The sequence below is a fragment of the uncultured Methanobrevibacter sp. genome, assembly GCF_902769175.1.
Classification (GTDB): domain Archaea; phylum Methanobacteriota; class Methanobacteria; order Methanobacteriales; family Methanobacteriaceae; genus Methanobrevibacter.
Map to the genome: position 1 here is coordinate 16,063 of NZ_CACXNW010000010.1, position 19,027 is coordinate 35,089.

Genomic DNA, 19,027 nt, shown 5'->3' on the forward strand with positions numbered 1-19,027 from the left:
TAAAAATAGATTTCTCTTTTAGAGCAATCTATTTTTCTTTTTTTAAAAGGTTTAAGCATGAAAATCTTATATTTTACTTCAACAGGGAACAACTTATATATTGCTAAACAATTAGGTGGAGAATTATTGAGCATTCCACAATTGATTAAGGAAAACATCTACGATTTTGAAGACGATTCTATTGGGATAATATTTCCTGTCTTTTATGTTAATGCCCCTAAGATTGTTAGGGAATTTATTGAAAAGGCAAATTTCAAAACAGATTATTTCTTCTTGATAGCTTCCTATGGCTCTGATGGAGATCAGAATGCATTTAAAATTTTAAAGAAGACTTTCAAGAAAAAGGGATTGGAGGTAAATTATACCAATTCGGTTTTAATGGTTGACAATTACTTGCCAATGTTTGACATGAAAGAGGAAAAGGAAATCAAGGATGATTCTGAAATCGACAATCAAATAAAGGTTATTAAAAGTGATTTGAGTCAAGAAAGGAGTTCCACCTTAAGAAAAGATCCGTTTCTGACATTCCATTCATAGAAAAGGTATTGGAATCAACAATGACTAAAAGATTCCATATAATTGTTGGTGATGGATGTTCAAATTGTAGGATATGTGCAAGGATTTGCCCTAAAGGAAATATAGATTTAAGCGGTGAAAAACCAGCTATTGGTGATGATTGCTTGTTTTGTCTTGGATGTGTTCACCACTGCAAGGAGAATGTATTTACTATAAACAATGAGAAAAATAGTGAGGAGAGATATTCTAATCCTCATATTAAAGTTTCTGAAATCATTAAAAGCAATAATATGCTTTGATTTTATTTATTTTTTTAATTCTTTTCATTTCAATTGTGGATCTGCTGGTTTTATCCATATAATCTAAGTCTGCTGTTGTGTATGGGGTTTCAGGAGCTATTTCAAAAATGTCTGCATCAAGTGCATTTGCCACTTTTTCTGCCACTCCTTTGGTTACTCCGCTTGCTGAGAAATAAGTTACTAAAGTTGTCATTTTATCACCTTTATAATAGTTTTTTTTTTAAATGTCTTTTTGGATTTTTTTTCAATAATAAAAATTTTTTCTTAGGTTTTTTTATTCGAAGCTACTGCTTATTCAAAGGTATTTACAACATCTTTTAGAAGTGTTGGAATATCCAGCTTTTGTGTACATATTGCTATGCAGGATTCACATTCTGTACATGCAGATGCTGGTGCATTTGCAGCTGCAGTGGTTCCATAGATTGCATGCAATGAAGGAAGTGAATACATCTTTTCACTGTTGTATAATTCAAAGAAATCAGGTATAGGGATTCCTGCAGGACATTCCTTAAGGCAATATCCGCAGTAGCTGCAGTCTATTGCAATAAGCTGCTTGATTTCATCTGCCATTTTAAGGACGAATTCATTTTCCTCTTTGCTCATAGGTTCAAATGGTTTGAATACTTGGCAGTTCTCTTTCATCTGCTCGATGTTTCCTACACCGCTTAAAACCACCTTAACGTTTTTATGGCTTGCTGCAAATCTTAAGCAGCTTCAACTAAAGTCATTCCTTTATCTTGGAACTTTTCCTTGATGTTATCTGGAAGGTTGAATAAGGTTCCACCTTTAATAGGTTCCATAACAATTACTTCCTTGCCGTATTTTTCACAGATTTCATAATTCTTTCTTGATTCGGTAAGCTTGCTTTCCCAATCGAGATAGTTTAATTGAAGCTGTACAACATCGATTGCATCACCATATTTTTCAAGAATCTCTTCAAGCAAATCTGCTCTGTCATGGTAGCTGATGCCGATTTTCTTAGCTATTCCATTTTCCTTCATTTTTTTGATGTAATCAAAACTGTTGCAGTTTTCAGCTATTTGAAGGAATGTTTCGTTGATATTATGAATCAGCAATACATCAAAGAAATCTGTTCCTAATCTTTCAAGCATGATGTCTACAAATTTTTGGTTATCCTCTTCGCTTCTTAAGGCCCATGTAGGTATTTTGTCAGCTATTTTAAATGACTCTCTTGGGTATCTTTCTACAAGTCCAATCTTTAAGGCAGCTTCTGAAGCACCATTGTGGTATGCATAAGAGGTGTCAAAATAGTTGAAACCTTGATCCATGTAATAGTCAATCATCTCTGTAACATCATCATAATTTATGGAACTTTGATCATTTTCATCTTCCAAATCCAATCTCATAGCTCCAAATCCAAACATAACATCATCGCTCATAGTTGTCACCTAAAGTTAATTTTAATTAATCTAAATGTTTTTCAAATCATTTTCAAATCATTTTTTTAATTATAATTTAAAATATAATTTAAGATTAATATATTTAAAAATATTTTATAAAACATAATATATAAATCTTTCCTAAGGAAACAGTTACTTTATGAAAATGTTTATATATCTTAAAAATATAGTATTAATAAGTTCAAGTTTAAAGTTTAAGTTAAAAATAAGGTGATTTATTTGCCATTGCCTAGTCAGTTTATTGAAGAAAATCCTGAAGATATAAGAATTTATCATTTCGTAGAGGAATTGGTGGGAAGCTTTAAAAATTTCATTGTCAATGATTTTGAAGATGAGGATATAACTATTGTAGAACTTCCTTTTTTACTTAGAATAAGATTTTCAAATGAAGGAACCCAAAAAGAATTGGTAAATTTATTTCAAGTCAGTGAGGGATATACAGCAAAGCTTTTAAGACGCTTTGAAGTGGCAGGTCTTATTGAAAGAATCGAAGACCCTTCTAATAGGCGTAGAAAATTAGTAAAATTAACTGATAAATGTATAAAAAGAACTGATAAGATATTGAAGTACATTGACTATTGGGAAGAAACAGCTTTAGATGGACTAGATGATGATGAGGTTAAAGTTTTAAAAAAGGCTTTATTGAAGCTTGTTTTAAATACTGAAAAACTTTAATCTATTTTTTATTTTTTTAAATTATCTTGGGATATTTTTTTCTCTAAGGTGATTTTTTTCCTATTTTTTTTAGAATTAGAGTATTTTATTTTAAGGTGATTTTTTTCCTATTTTTTTTTAGAATTAGAGTATTTTATTTTAAGGTGATTTTTTTCCTATTTTTTTTTAGAATTAGAGTATTTATCTAAGGCAATATTTTTTAATAAATTTCTCAATTGCTCTTTTAATTTTTCTTTTATAACTTCCTTCAAAGCAATCAGCAACATCCTTCAATAATTCTGGTATGTTTAGCTTTTGTGTGCAGATATTCTTGCATCTACCACATTCGGTGCATGCTGATGCTGGAGGGCATGTTGCAAGAAGTGCTCCATATATTGAATAGAATGAATGAAGTGAATACATCTTTTCACTATTGTATAGTTCAAAGTAATCAGGTATAGGCATGCCAATAGGACATTCATCTAAACAGTATCCGCAGTAGCTGCAGTCGATTGCAATAAGCTTTTTGATTTCATCAGCCATGCTTAGCATAAAGTCTTTCTCTTCTTCATCTATTGGATTGAATGGATTGAACACTTTACAATTCTCTTTCATCATTTCAATATTGCCCACTCCACTTAAAACCACTGTGACGTTTTTAGGACTTCCTGCAAATCTTAAGGCAGCTTCAACTAGGCTCATTCCATTTTCATTGAATTTTTCCTTGATATGGGCTGGCAAATCGAATAATGTTCCTCCTTTCAAAGGTTCCATTACAATCACTTCCTTGCCGTACTTTTCGCAGACTTCATAATTCTTTCTTGCTTCTGTAAGTTTGCTTTCCCAATCAAGATAGTTTATCTGAAGCTGTACCACATCAATCATTTCCCCATATTTTTCAAGGATTTTTTCAAGCAATTCTGATTTGTCATGATAGCTGAATCCAATTTTTCGTGCCTTTCCTTCATCTTTCATTTTTTGAAGGTATTCAAAGGACTTGAATTTTTCAACAAAAGGCAGGAATGCTTCATTTAAGTCATGAATAAGAAAGACATCAAAATAATCTATTCCAAGGTTTTTGAGCATTTCGCTTGCATATTTTTCATTGTCTGCTTCACTTTTAACTAACCAAATAGGTAACTTATTAGCTATTCTAAAGGATTCTCTCGGATATCTTCCTACAAGCCCAATTTTCAATACCTCTTGAGCTGCTCCATTGTGATAAGTATAGCCTGTGTCAAAGTAGTTGAAACCTTGATCCATATAATAATCGATCATCTCCATCACATCATCGTTATTTATGGAACTGATATCATTTTCCTTTTCCAAATCCAGTCTCATGGTTTCAAATCCAAAAATAACTTCACTCATAATTATCATTTTCCAAGGGATATCTTTTCAATAAATAATTTTCTCTTATACGAACTATTTTTTATCAGATAAAGAAATGGAGTTAAACTCCATAAAATTATAATAAAATTTTTTACCATATAAGAAATGGAGTTAAACTCCATAAAATTATAGTAAATATTTGGGCTAATTTATCAAAACGTTTGATAAAATTTTAGTAATTATCAGCGTTTAGCAAATCTGATCTTATTTGGTCCCATGACAATGCTCTTTTTCCAAATTTCGTCATTGGTTTCAGGGAAATCTTCTCTGAAGTGTGCTCCTCTGCTTTCTCTTCTTAAGATAGCTGATTTCACGATTAAGATACAGATTTCAACCATATTGGTAACTTCAAGAGCAGTGAGCAATGATTCATTGAATTGGGTTCTTTCATCAACGTTAAGATCCTTTAATTCTTCTTTCATTTCAAGAAGTCTTTCTAATGCTGATTTAAGATTTTGCTCATTTCTCACAATTGACACTTTCTCCCACATCAATTGCTGGATTTCCTTCTTCATAGCTATTGGATCAATGGAACCTTCCTTCATCAATGACTCAATTCTATCCTTTTCCTCATCAACAGCAGTGAAATTGTACTGCATTGTAGGCATGTCACATGCAAGAGCAGCTGCAAATCCTGCTCTTTTACCGAATACTTGAGTGTCTGCCAATGCGTTTCCACCGAGACGGTTTGCTCCATGGACTCCTCCACAGACTTCACCACAGGCAAAGAGGTTTTCAACAGTAGTTTGACCATCTTCATTGATTCTGACACCGCCCATATGGTGGTGTGCTATAGGTGCAACTTCCATTGGTTCGGTTTTAATGTCTACACCAATGTCTTCAAACTGAAGCACCATTGTTTCAAGCTTTTCATCAATCAAGTCAGGGTCAAGGTGGCTTACATCAAGGTAAACTCCTCCATGCTCTGTTCCTCTTCCTTCCATGATTTCATTATAGATTGACCTTGCAACAACGTCACGGGTAGCAAGTTCCATACGGTCATCATAGCGACCCATGAATCTTTCCCCTTCGCTGTTTATGAGCCTTCCACCTTCAGCCCTTACAGCTTCAGTTACAAGAACTCCTTTTCTTGAGTCTGGATAGACCATACCTGTTGGGTGGAACTGTATCTCTTCCATATCAATCAGGTCTGCACCGATATTCCATGCAAGTGCAAATCCATCCCCATTCTTTTGGGTTGTATTGGAGGTTACAGGGAAAAGCTGTCCGGATCCTCCAGTTGCAAGAACAACAACCTTAGCTTGGAAATAAATGATGTCATTGTTTTTGAGGTCAAGTCCAACGGCACCAATGACCTTTGACAAGAGGTTGTTAGAGTCATCTTTGATAAGTGCTGTAATCATTACTTCATCAACGGTCTTTATGTCACGCTTGATGATTTCTTCCTTAAGGGCAGTCATTATTTCATGGCCTGTTCTGTCTCCTTGGAAACAGGTTCTTCTATAAGTTTGACCACCAAATGGTCTTTGATTCAATTCACCTGATTCCTGTCTGTCAAAGAGTGCTCCATACTCTTCCAAGTCGTGGAGCCTATCAGGTGATTCATTGATTAGAATATCTACTAATTTAGGGTCATTAAGGTAGCTACCACCTTTTAATGTGTCTTTAATATGCGCTTCTACACTATCTTCTGGATCAACAAGTCCAAGTGCAGCATTATATCCACCTTCAGCCATTCCAGTACAACCAGATCTGAATGAAAGGCCTTTTGAAACGATTAATGCTTCTTTTCCTTGATTGGATACTTCTATTGCTGCTCTACAGCCTGCACCACCAGAACCTATAATCAATACATCAGTTGTGATAGTTTTAATCTCCATAATTTCCCTTCTTTAGTTTTTTTTTAATCTATAGCTAATTTTTTTCGTAATTGTAAGAATATTTTGTCAGGCTTTGAACCGTAGACTCAAAAGCTTGTCTGTAATTTCTTTCTTTAGTTTTTTTTTTTTTAATCTATAGCTAATTTTTTTATAATTGTAAGAATATTTTGGTCAAGGTTTTATAGGCGAAGCCTATAAAAGATTGTCTTCACGATATTTTATAATATCTTCAATTGTTACAACAGGCATGTCATGCTCTTTTGAGAATTCAATTACATCAGGCATTCTTGCCATTGTTCCATTTGGCAATGTGATTTCACATAATACTCCAGCAGGATTAAGGCCAGCAAGTCTCATTAAGTCGATGGTTGCTTCAGTATGTCCATCTCTTTCAAGTACTCCTCCTTCTTTAGCTCTAAGAGGGAATACATGACCTGGGTGATTTAAATCACTTGGTTTTGCATCTGGATTTGATGCTGCCTTAACTGTTTTTACTCTGTCTGCTGCAGATACGCCAGTGGTTACACCTTCTGCTGCTTCAATTGTTATTGTAAATCCAGTACCATAAGTACTTGTATTGTTTTCCACCATTAAAGGAAGTTCCAATTCATCCGCCTTGTCAGGAGTTAAGCATAAGCATACGATTCCACTTCCTTCACGAATAAGAAGTGCCATTTGCTCTTCGGTCAAGTATTCTGATGAAAAGATCATGTCTCCTTCATTTTCTCTGTCTTCATCATCAGTTACAATGACTCCATTTCCTGATCTTATTGCATCTAATGCTATTTCTACTCTTTCTTGAGGACTTCCTTTTAAACTTTCTTCATGATTCATAGTAAAGCTCCTTAGTTGTTTATTAAAAGTTTTCTAATTCTAATTACTAGAATCAGGGCAAAAAAAGGATATTTATCTTTAGTAAATAAATCTTGCATAAAGTTATCTAAGATATAATAATCGATAGATTAATTCTTTGATTTATTTACTTTAAATTTATATTCTCTTCCATCCGGACTGTCACCGTCGGTTTTGGACTTTCACCAAATCAACACAATTGTGCTCGTGGACTTATCATTTTCAAAATAAATTTTCTCATTTAATGAATCACCACCGGTGGAGAATTTCACTCCGCCCTGAGAATTGTATATTTAAATATATAGTAAGTAATTAAAATACTTTTTTATATAAAAAAATAATATTATTTGTTATTTTTAGAAATAATGTTAATTTTATAATAAATTTTTATAATTATTTTATAAATTAGGATTTTATTGATAAATTTTTATAATTTTTTTACAAATTGGGATTTTATTAATAAATTTTGCAATTTTTTTTACAAAATTACAATTTTATTAATAAAAAATTCCCTTTCTTATAATATTCCAAATGCTTCAAGCATGGATTGAATACCTAAAATAATAATAGCCACTCCACCGAATATTTCAATGTAGTCAGCATATTTGATAGCTACTTTTGTTCCATAGGTACCAAGCAATAGCCATGCGATTACTGCAAGTATACTTAATCCGCCTAAAATATATGGGTCTACATGTGCTACAGCACCTTGGGATGCTAAAATCAGGTTTTCTATGTTTCCGAATATTAACAATCCTGTAAATGGAGCAAAGGCTTTTAAATCTACCATCTTATGCACCTCCCTTTTGGGCTCTGATATTTTTCACAGCATCGTAAACTGCCTTAATACCTAATACAAATATTGCAAATCCCCCAATGAATGTAATTATATTTGCATATTGCATTGCGAAATCGGTAGCTACAGTACCAATGATTAGCCATACGATTACAACAAGTATACTTAATCCACCTAATATTTTTGGATCAACACCTTCTACAACACCTTGTGATGCAAGTATAAGGTTTTCTATATTACCGAATATTATTAAGCCTATAAAAGGCACATATTGTTCCAACATTTTTCCACCTATATTATTATATGTTCATAATTGTATATTACTATTTCTATTTAAGTAATCATTTATTTATATAAAAAAACATATAACTTATATTATTTATGATTTAATAATTATTATTAATCTACATATAATATTGTATGCTTTTTTAAAAAAGACAATGATATTATTTAAGATTTTGGTTTTGATATTATGGCATCAAGAGATGAAAGAAAGGAAAGCCGTCAAAGGATAAAGGAAATCTATAGTGTTGCTAAAAAGTATAATGTCTCAGAGTTAATTTCTGAATCAAGAAAACCTAAAGACCCAGCTCAAGGGGAATATGATGAGGAATTGGATGCTTCTGGAGTCAGAATGGCTTTAGAGGAATTAGGTCCTGCTTACGTCAAATTAGGTCAGCTATTATGTACAAGGCCAGACCTTGTAGGTAATGAAGTTGCTGATGAACTTACAAAGCTTAGGGACAACACTCCTGTCACCCCATTTGAGGAAATCAAGGAAGTAATTGAAACTGAGCTTGACCAGCCATTAGATGAGGTTTACTCAGACTTTGATGAAGATCCACTTGGTTCAGCATCAATCGGTCAGGTTTATAAGGCTACCTTAAAGGATAGTGGTGAAAAGGTAGCTGTAAAGGTTCAAAAGCCAGGTTCATATGAACTTGTTGCATCTGATTTAAAGATTATGCTTTCCTTAGCTGAAAAGGCAGATAAGTACATTACAAAAACAAGAACCTTCAATTTGCCTGCAATCATAAAGGAATTTGAAAGATCCATTTTCAAGGAACTTGATTATATGGAAGAGGTCATGAACATTCAAAGGATCACCAAAAACTTTGAAGGTCATGATTATGTAAAATATCCTAAGGTATATCCAAAATTATGTACCTCTAGACTTATCAATATGGAGCTTGTTGAAGGATATGATGTTACTGAATTGTATGACAAGGAAGTGGAAGGTATATCAGGCAAAAAGATTGCAAATGATATAGTTGAATCCTATTTCAAGCAATTGATGCTTGATGGATTTTTCCATGCAGACCCTCACCCAGGTAACATGAAAATAGATAAGGAAGATAAAAAGCTCTGTTATCTTGATTTAGGTATGATGGGAATATTAGATGAAAATTTCCGTAGCGATTTGGCACAATTGATTTTGCTGCTTTTAGGTGGAAATGCAAACAGTCTTGTCAAGCAATTGCTTTATATGAAAATCATCACTCCTGAGCAAGACAGTGAAGAGTTGAGAATGGATATCAATGACTTGGTAAATCGTTATATCGGTGCTGACTTGGATCAAATGGATGGTGTTTTGGAAAAATTAATCAACACCATGATCAAGCATGGAGTCACAATTCCAAGAGAATTCGTTATGATTGGAAGAGGTGTAGCACTTGTTGAAGATATAGGATATAATTTAGACAAGGACTTCAATATTGGAGAGGCGCTTCAAATATTCTCTAAAAGATTAGTTGTTGATAAGTTTAATCCAGTTAAGGTAGCAAGAGGAAGCTATGATTATCTATTGGATGTTGAACACTTAATGAAGGATTTGCCTGATAGGATTAACTCCACTCTTACAAAAGTGGAAAAAGGCGAAATTAAAGTTAATTTAGACCTTGATGGATTGACTGAACTTAAAAATCAGCTTTCAGCATCATTAGTCGTATCTGCACTTATCATAGGTTCATCCTTAGCAATCTTATCAAACAGCGGACCAAAAATGTGGGGAACTCCTGCAATAGGTCTATTTGGATTCCTATTAAGTGCAATTCTTGGATTTTATATAGTTTTCAAATATGTCATATTTGATAAATAAGTTAATATTCATTAATTAATAATTTTCTATAAAGGAGGTTTAATATGGGCATTAGAAGTGCAGCAAAAAAAGTAGGAAAAGCAATAGTTTTCATGAAACTTTTTGAAGACTTAAAGGCTAACAGAGGTTTAATCGAAGAGGACATTGCTAAATTAAAAGAAATTATTGAAGAATGGAAAGCAGAAGCTCCAAATGATTTAAATCTTGTTTTAGCTTCTATATTGGTAAAAGCCGAAGAAGGTACTGTTGAAGATCCTAAAGAAGAATTCGAAAAGGCTAAAGCTGAATATCATGCTGAAGATGAAGACATTCTTCCATGGTTTGAAAATCAAATAGAAGTTATTGAAGCTGAAAAAGAAGCGGAAGCAGAAGCTGAAGCTGAAGAATAGTTTATTAATTTAGATTAATTTTTAAACTATTTCTTTTTATTTTTTATCTATTTTTAAATATTTTTTATTTTTCACTTATTTTAATCTATTTTACTTATTAAACATTATTTGTCTTTATTTTTTCATTTAAGGTGTAAGTAAGTACTTACATTCCATTATATTTATATATTTTCTTTTTTATATTAAATATGGGATGTTAAAAGATTTTAGAGGAAAATTTAAATGAGAAAAACTTATTTTATTTTATTATGTTTATTTGTTTCTATTGTAGCTGTTAGCTGTGTTTCAGCAGCTGACATGAATGATAGTGGTGTAACTTATTTGTCTGATTCAGATGGGTATTTAGATGTTGAAGATGCTGTTTCTATGTCCAGTTCTGACAATGTTGATATCAAAAGATCTGTGGTGGAGATTCCAAGAGCTTATGAATCTAAAATATTAGAGGGTTGTGATGAATCAAATGATGAAATCGATTCCTTTTCTGTTGAGACTGGTGTTACCCTTAAAAATGATTCTTCTTCTGTTGAGAGTAATGATGCTGTAAGAAAAGCTCCTCCTTCTTCTGATGGAATCGGTATTGAATTGAAGAATGGAACCTTTTCTGTTGATGTTGGTGTTTTACCAAAGGATGGTACTTTTAAGTACCTTCAATCTTTAGTGGATATTGCTAAGGATGGTTCAACTTTATATTTGTATTCCGATTATTATGGTGGGAAAAATTCTAAGGTTACTGTGAACAAGAATTTAACCATTGACGGTCAGGGCCATACCTTAGACTGTAAAAATGTTGATAAGTGTTTTGCATTCTATTCCACAAAAGGCAATATTGTATTGAAGAATCTTCATATTATAAACGGCCATAACAATGACCTTAGAAGGGTGGTGCAATCTTTATTGGCGGATCTGCTTCATACACTCTCATAAACTGTAACTTAACTGACAATTGGGCTGAGGATTATGGTGGGGCAATTTATAATGATCCATCTAAACCTTTAGTTATAATCAATTGTTTTTTTGGATATAATAATGTTAGTGATGATAGTGGTGGTGCCATTTATTCAAAAGGTAAATTGTATGTTGAAAACAGCACATTTGATTACAATATTGCTAATGTTGATGGTGGAGGGATATTCTGTGAAAATGATGTGAATGTGACCCGTTGTATGTTCAAGTTCAATAGGGCAGATTTTGCATTTACGCCCCAATCTTATGGTGGTGCTATACGTTCTAAAGAAACTGTATGGATTTATAATTCAACCTTTGATTTAAATAGGGCTGAGGATTATGGTGGAGCAGTATATGCTAAGAATATTTATGTAATCCAATCCTTTGATCTGATTCAAAATCTAACTACTGTTTCTCATTTCTATAACAATTTTGCAAGGGATAATGATGGCGGTGCTTTGTACGCTGAAAATTACACTAGACTGTCTTATGCAGAATTTGAAAATAATACTGCCTATGAAGATGGAGGTGCAATATGCTGTAAGAATATAATGTTAGACAATTGTTGCTTTAAAAATAATACTGCATCTGGAGCAATAATTTCAAATTGTGAAGGTGGAGCAATATTTGCAAAAGATGATGTTGTCCTATTGGCCAATAATACATTTAGTCATAATGTTGCAAGGCATGGGGGAGCAATTTCTGCTGATACTACTCATTTCCATGAGCCTTCAAATGATTTTTATTTTAATTATATTACTAAAGACACTAAATCTAATAGTGGTACTTGCGATTATAAAGGTATTCACTTTAAAATCGATAAGGATATTGATGGCAAATATGATTTTAAGTTTTAAATTTTTATTATAGGGGTTTGTTTAAACCCTTTTAAAATTTTATTTTTAATCTTTTTAACAGTTATTTTTAAAAATTTTTATACAAATTTATAGGATTTCAACAAAGCCTTTTAATTTTTCATTATTTTTCTAAAGGGAATCTATTGTTTTTGTTCTAATTTTTCATTATTTTTCTAAAGGGAATCTAGTTTTTTTCTAATTTATTATAATTTTTCTAAACAGTTCACATATTTTCAAAAAAAATCTATTTTAAAAAGTATTCTATGGAGGTTAACTATTTATTAAAAATAATAAAATTTTTTAAATCGTAAATAAATAGTAAACTATGTTTAAAATTAGAAAATACTAATCATATGCTCTTTAAATAATTATTTGCTCGCTTAAAACAAAAAAATATATACTGCAATAATTGGTTAGAAAATCATAAAAAAGTCGTGGGAGGTGGTGGGTCTATGGACATGTCTGATATTATCACTATGTTCCTAAATTTTATCAATACGATCTATGTTGTTTTGATGTATTATAGGAAGTAGGTGAGGGAGGGAATTTCCCTTCCTCTTTAGGTAATATTAGTATGTCATTATTTTATATAAATAATTATTGGAGGGGCAAAAATGGATTTAATGCACATAATTTCAGAAATTGCTATTATTGTTTGTGTCTTATTGGCAATCAATTATAATTATAAAAAGGAAAGGAAATTTGAGAAATACACTTTCTTAGGCATAATTTGTTTGATATTGGCTATTATATGCTTAATCATTGGTTATTATAATCAATTTTACATTTCTTTTTAATTTTAAAATCTAATTAACACTTTAACAATAGATTTAAATTATAATTTTAAAATCTAATTAACTATTTTAACAATAGATTTAAATTATAATTTTAAAATCTAATTAACTATTTTAACAATAGATTTAAATTATAATTTCTTAAAAATAATTATATGTTTCATGCTTATTTATTGAAAAAAATGGATATTGTGATAAAATGAACCTTGAAGATACAATATACAAAAGGCAATCTATTCGATCTTATGAAGAAACTCCACTTGATAGTGAGACCTTAGATGAAGTAAGGGAGTTCATAGACAATGCAAAAGAGTTGAATCCTGATATAAAATGGAGCTATGAAATTCTTCCAACTGAAAACATAAGCACTATGATGAGATGGAAAGCTCCACATTATATAGCTATTTTTTCCGAAGAGAAGGATAATTACTATCAAAATGTCGGCTTTATCTTCCAGCAAGTTGACTTATTCTTGCAAAGCAAAGGAATCGGGACCTGTTGGATCGGAATGGGAAGTCCTAAAAATTATGAAAATCCCGATGGGAATCAAAAATTCATCATCATAATTTCACTTGGCTTGCCTAAGGGAAATCTATATAGGGAAATTAATCAGTTTAGACGAAAAAAGCTTGAACAGATATCTGATAAAACTGATGAGAGATTAGTTCCTGCACAATTTGCACCATCTGCCTCCAATACCCAACCATGGTATTTCACTCACAATGAAGATGGCAGCTATGATTTATATAGGGAAAAAGGATGGTTGCTTAAAAATAAGATATATGGCAAATGGAATCAGATAGATGTTGGAATAGCTTTAGCACATCTTTATGTAGCAAATTCAGATACTTTTAAATTCTACATTAAAGACAATCCTAAAAAATTGAAAGGACATTTATACCAAGGCAGTTTTGAGATTTAACGAGGATTAGTAGGATATTTCTATTAGGGTAGTTTTGAGATTTAATGTGGATTGGTAGGATATTTCTATTAGGGTATTTTTGAGATTTGATGAGGATTGGTAGGATATTTCTATTAGGGTATTTTTGAGATTTAATGTGGATTGGTAGGATATTTCTATTAGGGTATTTTTGAGATTTAATGTGGATTGGTAGGATATTTCTATTAGGGTATTTTTGAGATTTAACGAGGATTGGTAGGATATTTCTATCAGGGTAGTTTTGAGATTTGATGAGGATTGGTAGGATATTTCTATTAGGGTATTTTTGAGATTTAATGTGGATTGGTAGGATATTTCTATTAGGGTAGTTTTGAGATTTGATAAAGAATTTGAAAAGTGAATGATAACATTAATGATAATAAACATATTTAAAAATTAACTCTTAAATTTCTTAAAATTAACAAAATAGAAATGTTTATTTTAAACATTTGATATAATTATTTATATGAATGCTAATGTAGATATATTAAATAATCCGAAAGGTGCATTTTGGAAAATTTCCACACCAATTTATTTCCTTTTCCTTTTTAATTCATGTTATACAATAGTCAACTTGTTTTGGGTATCTCAATTGAGTCCAGATGCATTTTTTGCATTTGGTATTGCACAACCTATAGTTGACTTGATAATTGGATTTGGGGATGCTGTAGGTGTTGGAACCAATTCATTGATTTCAAGGGAAATTGGTGAACACGATTTAAAAGGATCGTATAACTCAATTTTACATGGTATCATAACATGCCTTATAGTCGGAGTAATATTGGCATTGCTTTCATTCTTTTTAAAGGATATTTTGAGTTTAATGAATGTTACCACTTCTGTTGATTTAGCAATAGATTATTTAACTCCAATGTTAACATTTTCATTTTTATTGCTTCTTTCAAGTTTATTCTTAAATACTCTTCAAGCAGAAGGAAATTCAAGAACACCTACTATGGTAATTATTTTTACTAATATTGTAAATGTGATTTTAGTTCCACTTTTTATTTTTGTATTTGATTTGGGAATTAAAGGAGTGGCTTATGCAACAATAGTATCTACATTAATCGCTGTTGTTATTTTCTTATACTTATATTTAAGTGGAAAAACCGAAGTTGTTTTAAACTTCAAATACTTTAAACCAGGCATTGTTTATGAAATATTTTTAGTGTCCATTCCAAATTTATTTATGAGCGTATTATGGAGTGTATTTAAGATCTATGTCAACAGTATTTTAATCACACAGCTTGGTCAAATTGGTGTATTGCTATATTCAACAGCATCACAAATTGAACGGTTGATTTCATCTCCTCAATCAGCATTCAATAAAGCATTAGTAACTATTTGCGGACAGTTGTTTGGTGCAAATGAAATCGATGAATTAAAAGGAATTTTCCATTACGCACTTAAAGTTTCTTTATCCCTATCTCTTATTTGCACTGTAGTGTTCTTCTTTATAAGAGATTATGGATTTGCTTTATTCTCTGTTACAGGTGTTGAAACATCAGTATTTTACATTGCCTTATTTGGTATTTTCATAGTATCTGCTGATGTATCGAAATTGTCAAGTAAAATGTTAGATGGATTGGGAAAAAGTTACCATTCCCTAATATTAACAAATGGTATGGTAATTGTTGAAATGATATTAATTACATTATTGGCACCGGTTTTAACTCAAGGAGTATGTGTTTTAGTTGGAATCTTCCTGACTGAAGTAATATTTGCCATTATGTATTATGTCTTAGTAAGAAACATGTTAAATGGAGAAAATAAACTGGATGAAAGAATTCAACATAAAAAAGAGGAACATGGATTAAAATAAATCCTATTATTTTCTCATATATTTTTTTTTTATAATTGTCAATTTTTTATTATTTTTTATTTAAAAACTTTTTCTATAATGCCTATTTTTTATTATTTTTTTAATTAAAAGCTTTTTTTTTAAATTTAATAAGTTTGTTTTGTTGAGATATTCCCTTATTTTTTGATTTTTTGTGAATAATTAAATATTTTTAAATTAAATATATTCCTATAAACAATCTTAAGCTGATTCATATGAAATGGAAAATTGGAAATGTTGAAATAGATAATCAGATAGCTTTGGCTCCTATGGCTGGCGTATGTGACTTCAGCTTTAGAACCATTGTAAAGTCAATGGGCTGTGGGCTTATTGAAACTGAAATGGTTTCAGACAAGGCTATTATGTACGGCAATTGGAAAACCATGGAAAAGCTGTACATGACTGATTATGAACGTCCAATTTCACAGCAAATTGTAGGTTCTGATATAGAGTCCTTGACCTTTGCTTCCAAATTCATTTATGAAAATACGAATGCCGATATCATTGACATTAACATGGGCTGTCCTGTAGTTAAAGTCACTAACAGGTCAAAATCAGGCTGTGCTTTAATGAAGGACCCTGATAAAGTCAAATCTATTGTAGAATCTATTGTAGATATTGTGCCGATTCCAATTACTGTAAAGATTAGAAGCGGTTGGGATAGGGATAACATAAATGCTGTAGAGATAGCACAAATCGCTGAGGATGCTGGTGCATCAGCAATCACTGTCCATCCCCGTACAAAGGATCAAGGATATTCTGGGAAGGCGGATTGGTCTATTATAAGGGAAGTTAAGGAAAATGTCTCTGTTCCTGTTATAGGAAATGGAGATATCAGGTCCTGTTTTGATGCAAAGAGAATGCTGGAAGAAACCACTTGCGATGCAGTTATGCTTGGAAGGGCTACACTAGGCAATCCATGGCTCATTAGGGATTGCATAAATTATCTTGAAGATGGGACCCTCCCAAAGGAGGTAAGCATTGAAGAGAGAATGGAAATCCTAAAAAAGCATATAAATCTTCTTCTTCAAAGAAAGGGGGAAGAATTTGCAATTCCTAAAATGAGAACTCAAGCTGCATATTATGTTAAGAAGCTGCCGAAGACAATAGAGCTTAAGCAGCAGATATTTAAAATGAATACAAGAGATGATTTGTTTAATCTATTGGATAATTATGTAGAAATAATGGATGAGGAGTTAAGATAATTATACCTATATGATAAAAATAGTTTTTGTAAGATAGATTTTAAAAAAATAATAATTTAGCATCAAAATCTTAAAGTAGAATATAAAAAATATATTAAAAAATTAAAAAATATATAGTTTTTCACCAAAATCCAAGAATGGTTTGTATTATTTTTTCTTTTGAAAATAGATAAAAAATAAAAAAGTTAATGTTTTGAAAAGCATTCAAAACATGCTGTTTTTAATAATAGACTTTTACAGCCTCATCAACATCATCATGTAAACCAAGTGCTGCAAGTGCACCTACTTTACCTTGGTCTCCTGTAACAGCTATAAGAGGGATATCAAGTTCTTCTGCTAATTTTTCTGCAGTTTCAACATCCCTCATGCCTGTTTTAGTAGCCATTGCATATTCTCTAAGCTTTTCAGGAATTCCTATTCCTTCAAGAATAGCTATTGCCGTCTTATCAGATAATGTATCATGCTCAAGGATTTCAATAAGCCTTGCAATCAATTTTTCCTTATCCTCTTCCATAACTGCAAATGTAAGTGCTATGGAAACACAGTTTTGAGTTTTATGAGGATTATGTGGGAATAGTTGAACGATAATATGGTCAAGATATTCATATCCTTCCTCTTTCAATTGAAGGCCTATGTTATGAGCCATAGTCCAGGTTGCTCCTGCATCCTTAACGTCTGTATCATCGATTCCGATAACTAATTTTTCATATTTTGGAGTTACTACAGTAGCTTTTCCTTCTTTGCTGCCTCCTCCGACTTCAAGAAGTTCGACATATTTAATTCCTTCTCCCATTCCTCTGCACATTCCAGCTCCTACACCAGCACCTGCAAGACCTCCGTGAGTGACTTTCACTTCATTTTTCTCTTCGTCAATCACCACTTCTTCGATTCCTGCTGCATTGATGCTCGCTTTAAGATCTATTGGCTTTTTACCAGCTTTGCAGATGTAAGTGTGTTTGTTTCCATCTCTTTTAGCATCGATGATCAGTTCACTGCTGTGTTGGTATTGGTAAAGCAACCAGTTGGAACCGCTTGGGCATGGGTGGTATTCAATAAGTTCTACTGTATCTCCATCAGCCATTGTAATGACTTTTTCATATGGAGCAATCCATGGGTCATCAAATTTTTCTTTTAACTCATCAGGTTTTAAAATTTCCATATTACCATCTATAAAGATAAATTTTTAAAAATTGTTTTAAACATATTTGCTATTTAAATTCAGCATAAAAAAAGTATTAAAGAATTCATATAGAATTCTTTTTGTTGTTTTTAATAAATTCAAATTTTAAATTTAAATATTTTCTTTTTTGTTATTCTCAATAAATTTAAATCTCTTGTAATCGGTCACACATTTTGACAGCTGCTTCAACAGCGTTTTTACCATAGCTAACTCTTCTGTGTGCATCTAATCTGGTCATTCCTGGACCGCTGATTCCAAGGGAAATTGGTTTGCCCCATTCTAAGGATAAGTCAGCAATTTTACGGGATGCATGTTGAGCTACGATTTGGTCGTGATCAGTTGCACCTTCAATAACAGTACCGAGAGTGATAATGCAGTCAATGTCAATTTTTCCTTCGTTGTCTGCTTCCATTAATTTTTTGATTGCAAGTGGCATATCAAATACTCCAGGGACCATTACAATTTTAGTAATTTCACAATCACGAACTTTTGCTTCTGATTTTGCAAGCTCTAACATCATATGAGTAATATCATAATTAAATTCAGCGACTACTGCGCCTATATTATATTTTACCATTATTTAATCCTCCGAATAAAAACTATAATTGGTTTATAATTATTTTTTTAAATGTTAATTTTATTTTTAAATATTCTTATCTTCATTTCCTTTATTTTAAAAACTAGCTTACATCACCATTACGATAAAACTAGCTACTGCACTGAAAACCATAATAAAGATAATGAATAATGCTGCGATTTTTATTGGTTCCATTTTAATTCTCCTTTTTTATATATTAATAAATTGATAAGTTTAATCTTATAACATTTTTATATATTAATGTAATTATTTATAAATGTTTTATTTTATTTAATGTTTTTTATGAATTAATTGATTTTATGTAGAAATTTATTTGATGAATTTTCTTTAGTTTTAAAATCTTTATTTTCCAAAATTCAATATTTTTATATCCTGATTTCTTTTTAATTGATTTTTTAGTCTTCTGGAGT

At 31.6% G+C, this 19,027-nt stretch carries 21 protein-coding genes and 1 riboswitch; of the genes, 11 read left to right on the forward strand and 10 right to left on the reverse strand.

Annotated elements, in window-relative coordinates; genetic code table 11:
- Positions 1 to 57 precede the first annotated feature (57 nt).
- Together QZV12_RS04510 and QZV12_RS04515 are read left to right on the forward strand one after the other, a co-directional pair.
- Entirely contained in the window at positions 58 to 537 is a 480-nt protein-coding gene (locus QZV12_RS04510) for an EFR1 family ferrodoxin (protein ID WP_295617867.1), read from the forward strand.
- A gap of 8 nt (positions 538 to 545) precedes the next feature.
- Positions 546 to 815 (forward strand): 4Fe-4S dicluster domain-containing protein, encoded by a 270-nt coding sequence (locus tag QZV12_RS04515; RefSeq protein WP_295617870.1) that lies wholly within the window; start codon positions 546 to 548, stop codon positions 813 to 815.
- On the opposite strand, the gene QZV12_RS04520 is transcribed toward QZV12_RS04515, so the two are convergent.
- From QZV12_RS04520 to QZV12_RS04530, 3 genes are all read right to left on the reverse strand, one after another.
- Positions 793 to 1,008, reverse strand: a complete 216-nt coding sequence (locus tag QZV12_RS04520) for a flavodoxin (protein ID WP_295617873.1) — start codon at positions 1,006 to 1,008, stop codon at positions 793 to 795. The two genes, QZV12_RS04515 and QZV12_RS04520, sit on opposite strands and share 23 nt — an antisense overlap.
- 98 nt (positions 1,009 to 1,106) lie before the next feature.
- Complete coding sequence (locus QZV12_RS04525) at positions 1,107 to 1,490, reverse strand: 4Fe-4S dicluster domain-containing protein (protein WP_295617876.1); 384 nt, start codon at positions 1,488 to 1,490, stop codon at positions 1,107 to 1,109.
- A 29-nt stretch (positions 1,491 to 1,519) separates the two neighbouring features.
- A complete protein-coding gene (locus QZV12_RS04530) occupies positions 1,520 to 2,215 on the reverse strand; it encodes an aldo/keto reductase (RefSeq protein ID WP_295617879.1) in 696 nt (231 codons plus the stop codon).
- Positions 2,216 to 2,446: 231 nt separating this feature from the next.
- Between QZV12_RS04530 and QZV12_RS04535 the strand changes: the two genes are divergently transcribed.
- The gene (locus tag QZV12_RS04535) at positions 2,447 to 2,911 is read left to right on the forward strand and encodes a MarR family winged helix-turn-helix transcriptional regulator (RefSeq protein ID WP_295617882.1); all 465 of its coding nucleotides are present in this window, start codon (positions 2,447 to 2,449) and stop codon (positions 2,909 to 2,911) included.
- Between the two features lie 180 nt (positions 2,912 to 3,091).
- On the opposite strand, the gene QZV12_RS04540 is transcribed toward QZV12_RS04535, so the two are convergent.
- The 5 genes from QZV12_RS04540 to QZV12_RS04560 form a co-directional block, all read right to left on the reverse strand.
- A complete protein-coding gene (locus QZV12_RS04540; protein WP_295617885.1) occupies positions 3,092 to 4,261 on the reverse strand; it encodes an aldo/keto reductase in 1,170 nt (389 codons plus the stop codon).
- A 203-nt stretch (positions 4,262 to 4,464) separates the two neighbouring features.
- Complete coding sequence (gene tfrA, locus QZV12_RS04545) at positions 4,465 to 6,123, reverse strand: fumarate reductase (CoM/CoB) subunit TfrA (protein ID WP_295617888.1); 1,659 nt, start codon at positions 6,121 to 6,123, stop codon at positions 4,465 to 4,467.
- A gap of 192 nt (positions 6,124 to 6,315) precedes the next feature.
- Positions 6,316 to 6,957 carry a 3,4-dihydroxy-2-butanone-4-phosphate synthase gene (ribB, locus tag QZV12_RS04550; protein ID WP_295617891.1) on the reverse strand — a complete coding sequence of 214 codons (642 nt, stop codon included), beginning with the start codon at positions 6,955 to 6,957 and terminating at the stop codon, positions 6,316 to 6,318.
- Between the two features lie 156 nt (positions 6,958 to 7,113).
- Positions 7,114 to 7,265: riboswitch (FMN riboswitch) on the reverse strand.
- A gap of 227 nt (positions 7,266 to 7,492) precedes the next feature.
- The gene (locus QZV12_RS04555; protein ID WP_295617895.1) at positions 7,493 to 7,765 is read right to left on the reverse strand and encodes a hypothetical protein; all 273 of its coding nucleotides are present in this window, start codon (positions 7,763 to 7,765) and stop codon (positions 7,493 to 7,495) included.
- A 1-nt stretch (position 7,766) separates the two neighbouring features.
- A complete protein-coding gene (locus QZV12_RS04560; protein WP_295617899.1) occupies positions 7,767 to 8,054 on the reverse strand; it encodes a hypothetical protein in 288 nt (95 codons plus the stop codon).
- A gap of 189 nt (positions 8,055 to 8,243) precedes the next feature.
- Between QZV12_RS04560 and QZV12_RS04565 the strand changes: the two genes are divergently transcribed.
- The 8 genes from QZV12_RS04565 (at position 8,244) to dusB (ending at position 16,839) form a co-directional block, all read left to right on the forward strand.
- Entirely contained in the window at positions 8,244 to 9,869 is a 1,626-nt protein-coding gene (locus QZV12_RS04565) for an AarF/ABC1/UbiB kinase family protein (protein ID WP_295617902.1), read from the forward strand.
- A gap of 44 nt (positions 9,870 to 9,913) precedes the next feature.
- Positions 9,914 to 10,258 (forward strand): hypothetical protein, encoded by a 345-nt coding sequence (locus tag QZV12_RS04570; RefSeq protein ID WP_295617905.1) that lies wholly within the window; start codon positions 9,914 to 9,916, stop codon positions 10,256 to 10,258.
- 222 nt (positions 10,259 to 10,480) lie between these two features.
- Positions 10,481 to 11,182 (forward strand): pectate lyase-like adhesive domain-containing protein, encoded by a 702-nt coding sequence (locus QZV12_RS04575; protein WP_295617908.1) that lies wholly within the window; start codon positions 10,481 to 10,483, stop codon positions 11,180 to 11,182.
- Between the two features lie 77 nt (positions 11,183 to 11,259).
- Complete coding sequence (locus QZV12_RS04580; protein WP_295617991.1) at positions 11,260 to 12,060, forward strand: hypothetical protein; 801 nt, start codon at positions 11,260 to 11,262, stop codon at positions 12,058 to 12,060.
- A gap of 614 nt (positions 12,061 to 12,674) precedes the next feature.
- Positions 12,675 to 12,857 (forward strand): hypothetical protein, encoded by a 183-nt coding sequence (locus QZV12_RS04585; RefSeq protein ID WP_295617911.1) that lies wholly within the window; start codon positions 12,675 to 12,677, stop codon positions 12,855 to 12,857.
- A gap of 196 nt (positions 12,858 to 13,053) precedes the next feature.
- Positions 13,054 to 13,776, forward strand: coding sequence for a nitroreductase family protein (locus QZV12_RS04590; RefSeq protein WP_295617914.1), 723 nt, complete (start codon positions 13,054 to 13,056; stop codon positions 13,774 to 13,776).
- Between the two features lie 484 nt (positions 13,777 to 14,260).
- Positions 14,261 to 15,616, forward strand: coding sequence for an MATE family efflux transporter (locus tag QZV12_RS04595; RefSeq protein ID WP_295617917.1), 1,356 nt, complete (start codon positions 14,261 to 14,263; stop codon positions 15,614 to 15,616).
- Positions 15,617 to 15,849: 233 nt separating this feature from the next.
- A complete protein-coding gene (dusB, locus tag QZV12_RS04600; RefSeq protein ID WP_295617920.1) occupies positions 15,850 to 16,839 on the forward strand; it encodes a tRNA dihydrouridine synthase DusB in 990 nt (329 codons plus the stop codon).
- Positions 16,840 to 17,059: 220 nt separating this feature from the next.
- Here the strand turns inward: dusB and mmp11 are convergent, their stop codons facing one another.
- Positions 17,060 to 17,998 carry a methanogenesis marker protein 11 gene (gene mmp11, locus QZV12_RS04605; protein WP_295617923.1) on the reverse strand — a complete coding sequence of 313 codons (939 nt, stop codon included), beginning with the start codon at positions 17,996 to 17,998 and terminating at the stop codon, positions 17,060 to 17,062.
- Between the two features lie 166 nt (positions 17,999 to 18,164).
- The gene (gene ribH / locus QZV12_RS04610) at positions 18,165 to 18,596 is read right to left on the reverse strand and encodes a 6,7-dimethyl-8-ribityllumazine synthase (RefSeq protein WP_295617926.1); all 432 of its coding nucleotides are present in this window, start codon (positions 18,594 to 18,596) and stop codon (positions 18,165 to 18,167) included.
- Positions 18,597 to 19,027: the final 431 nt, after the last annotated feature.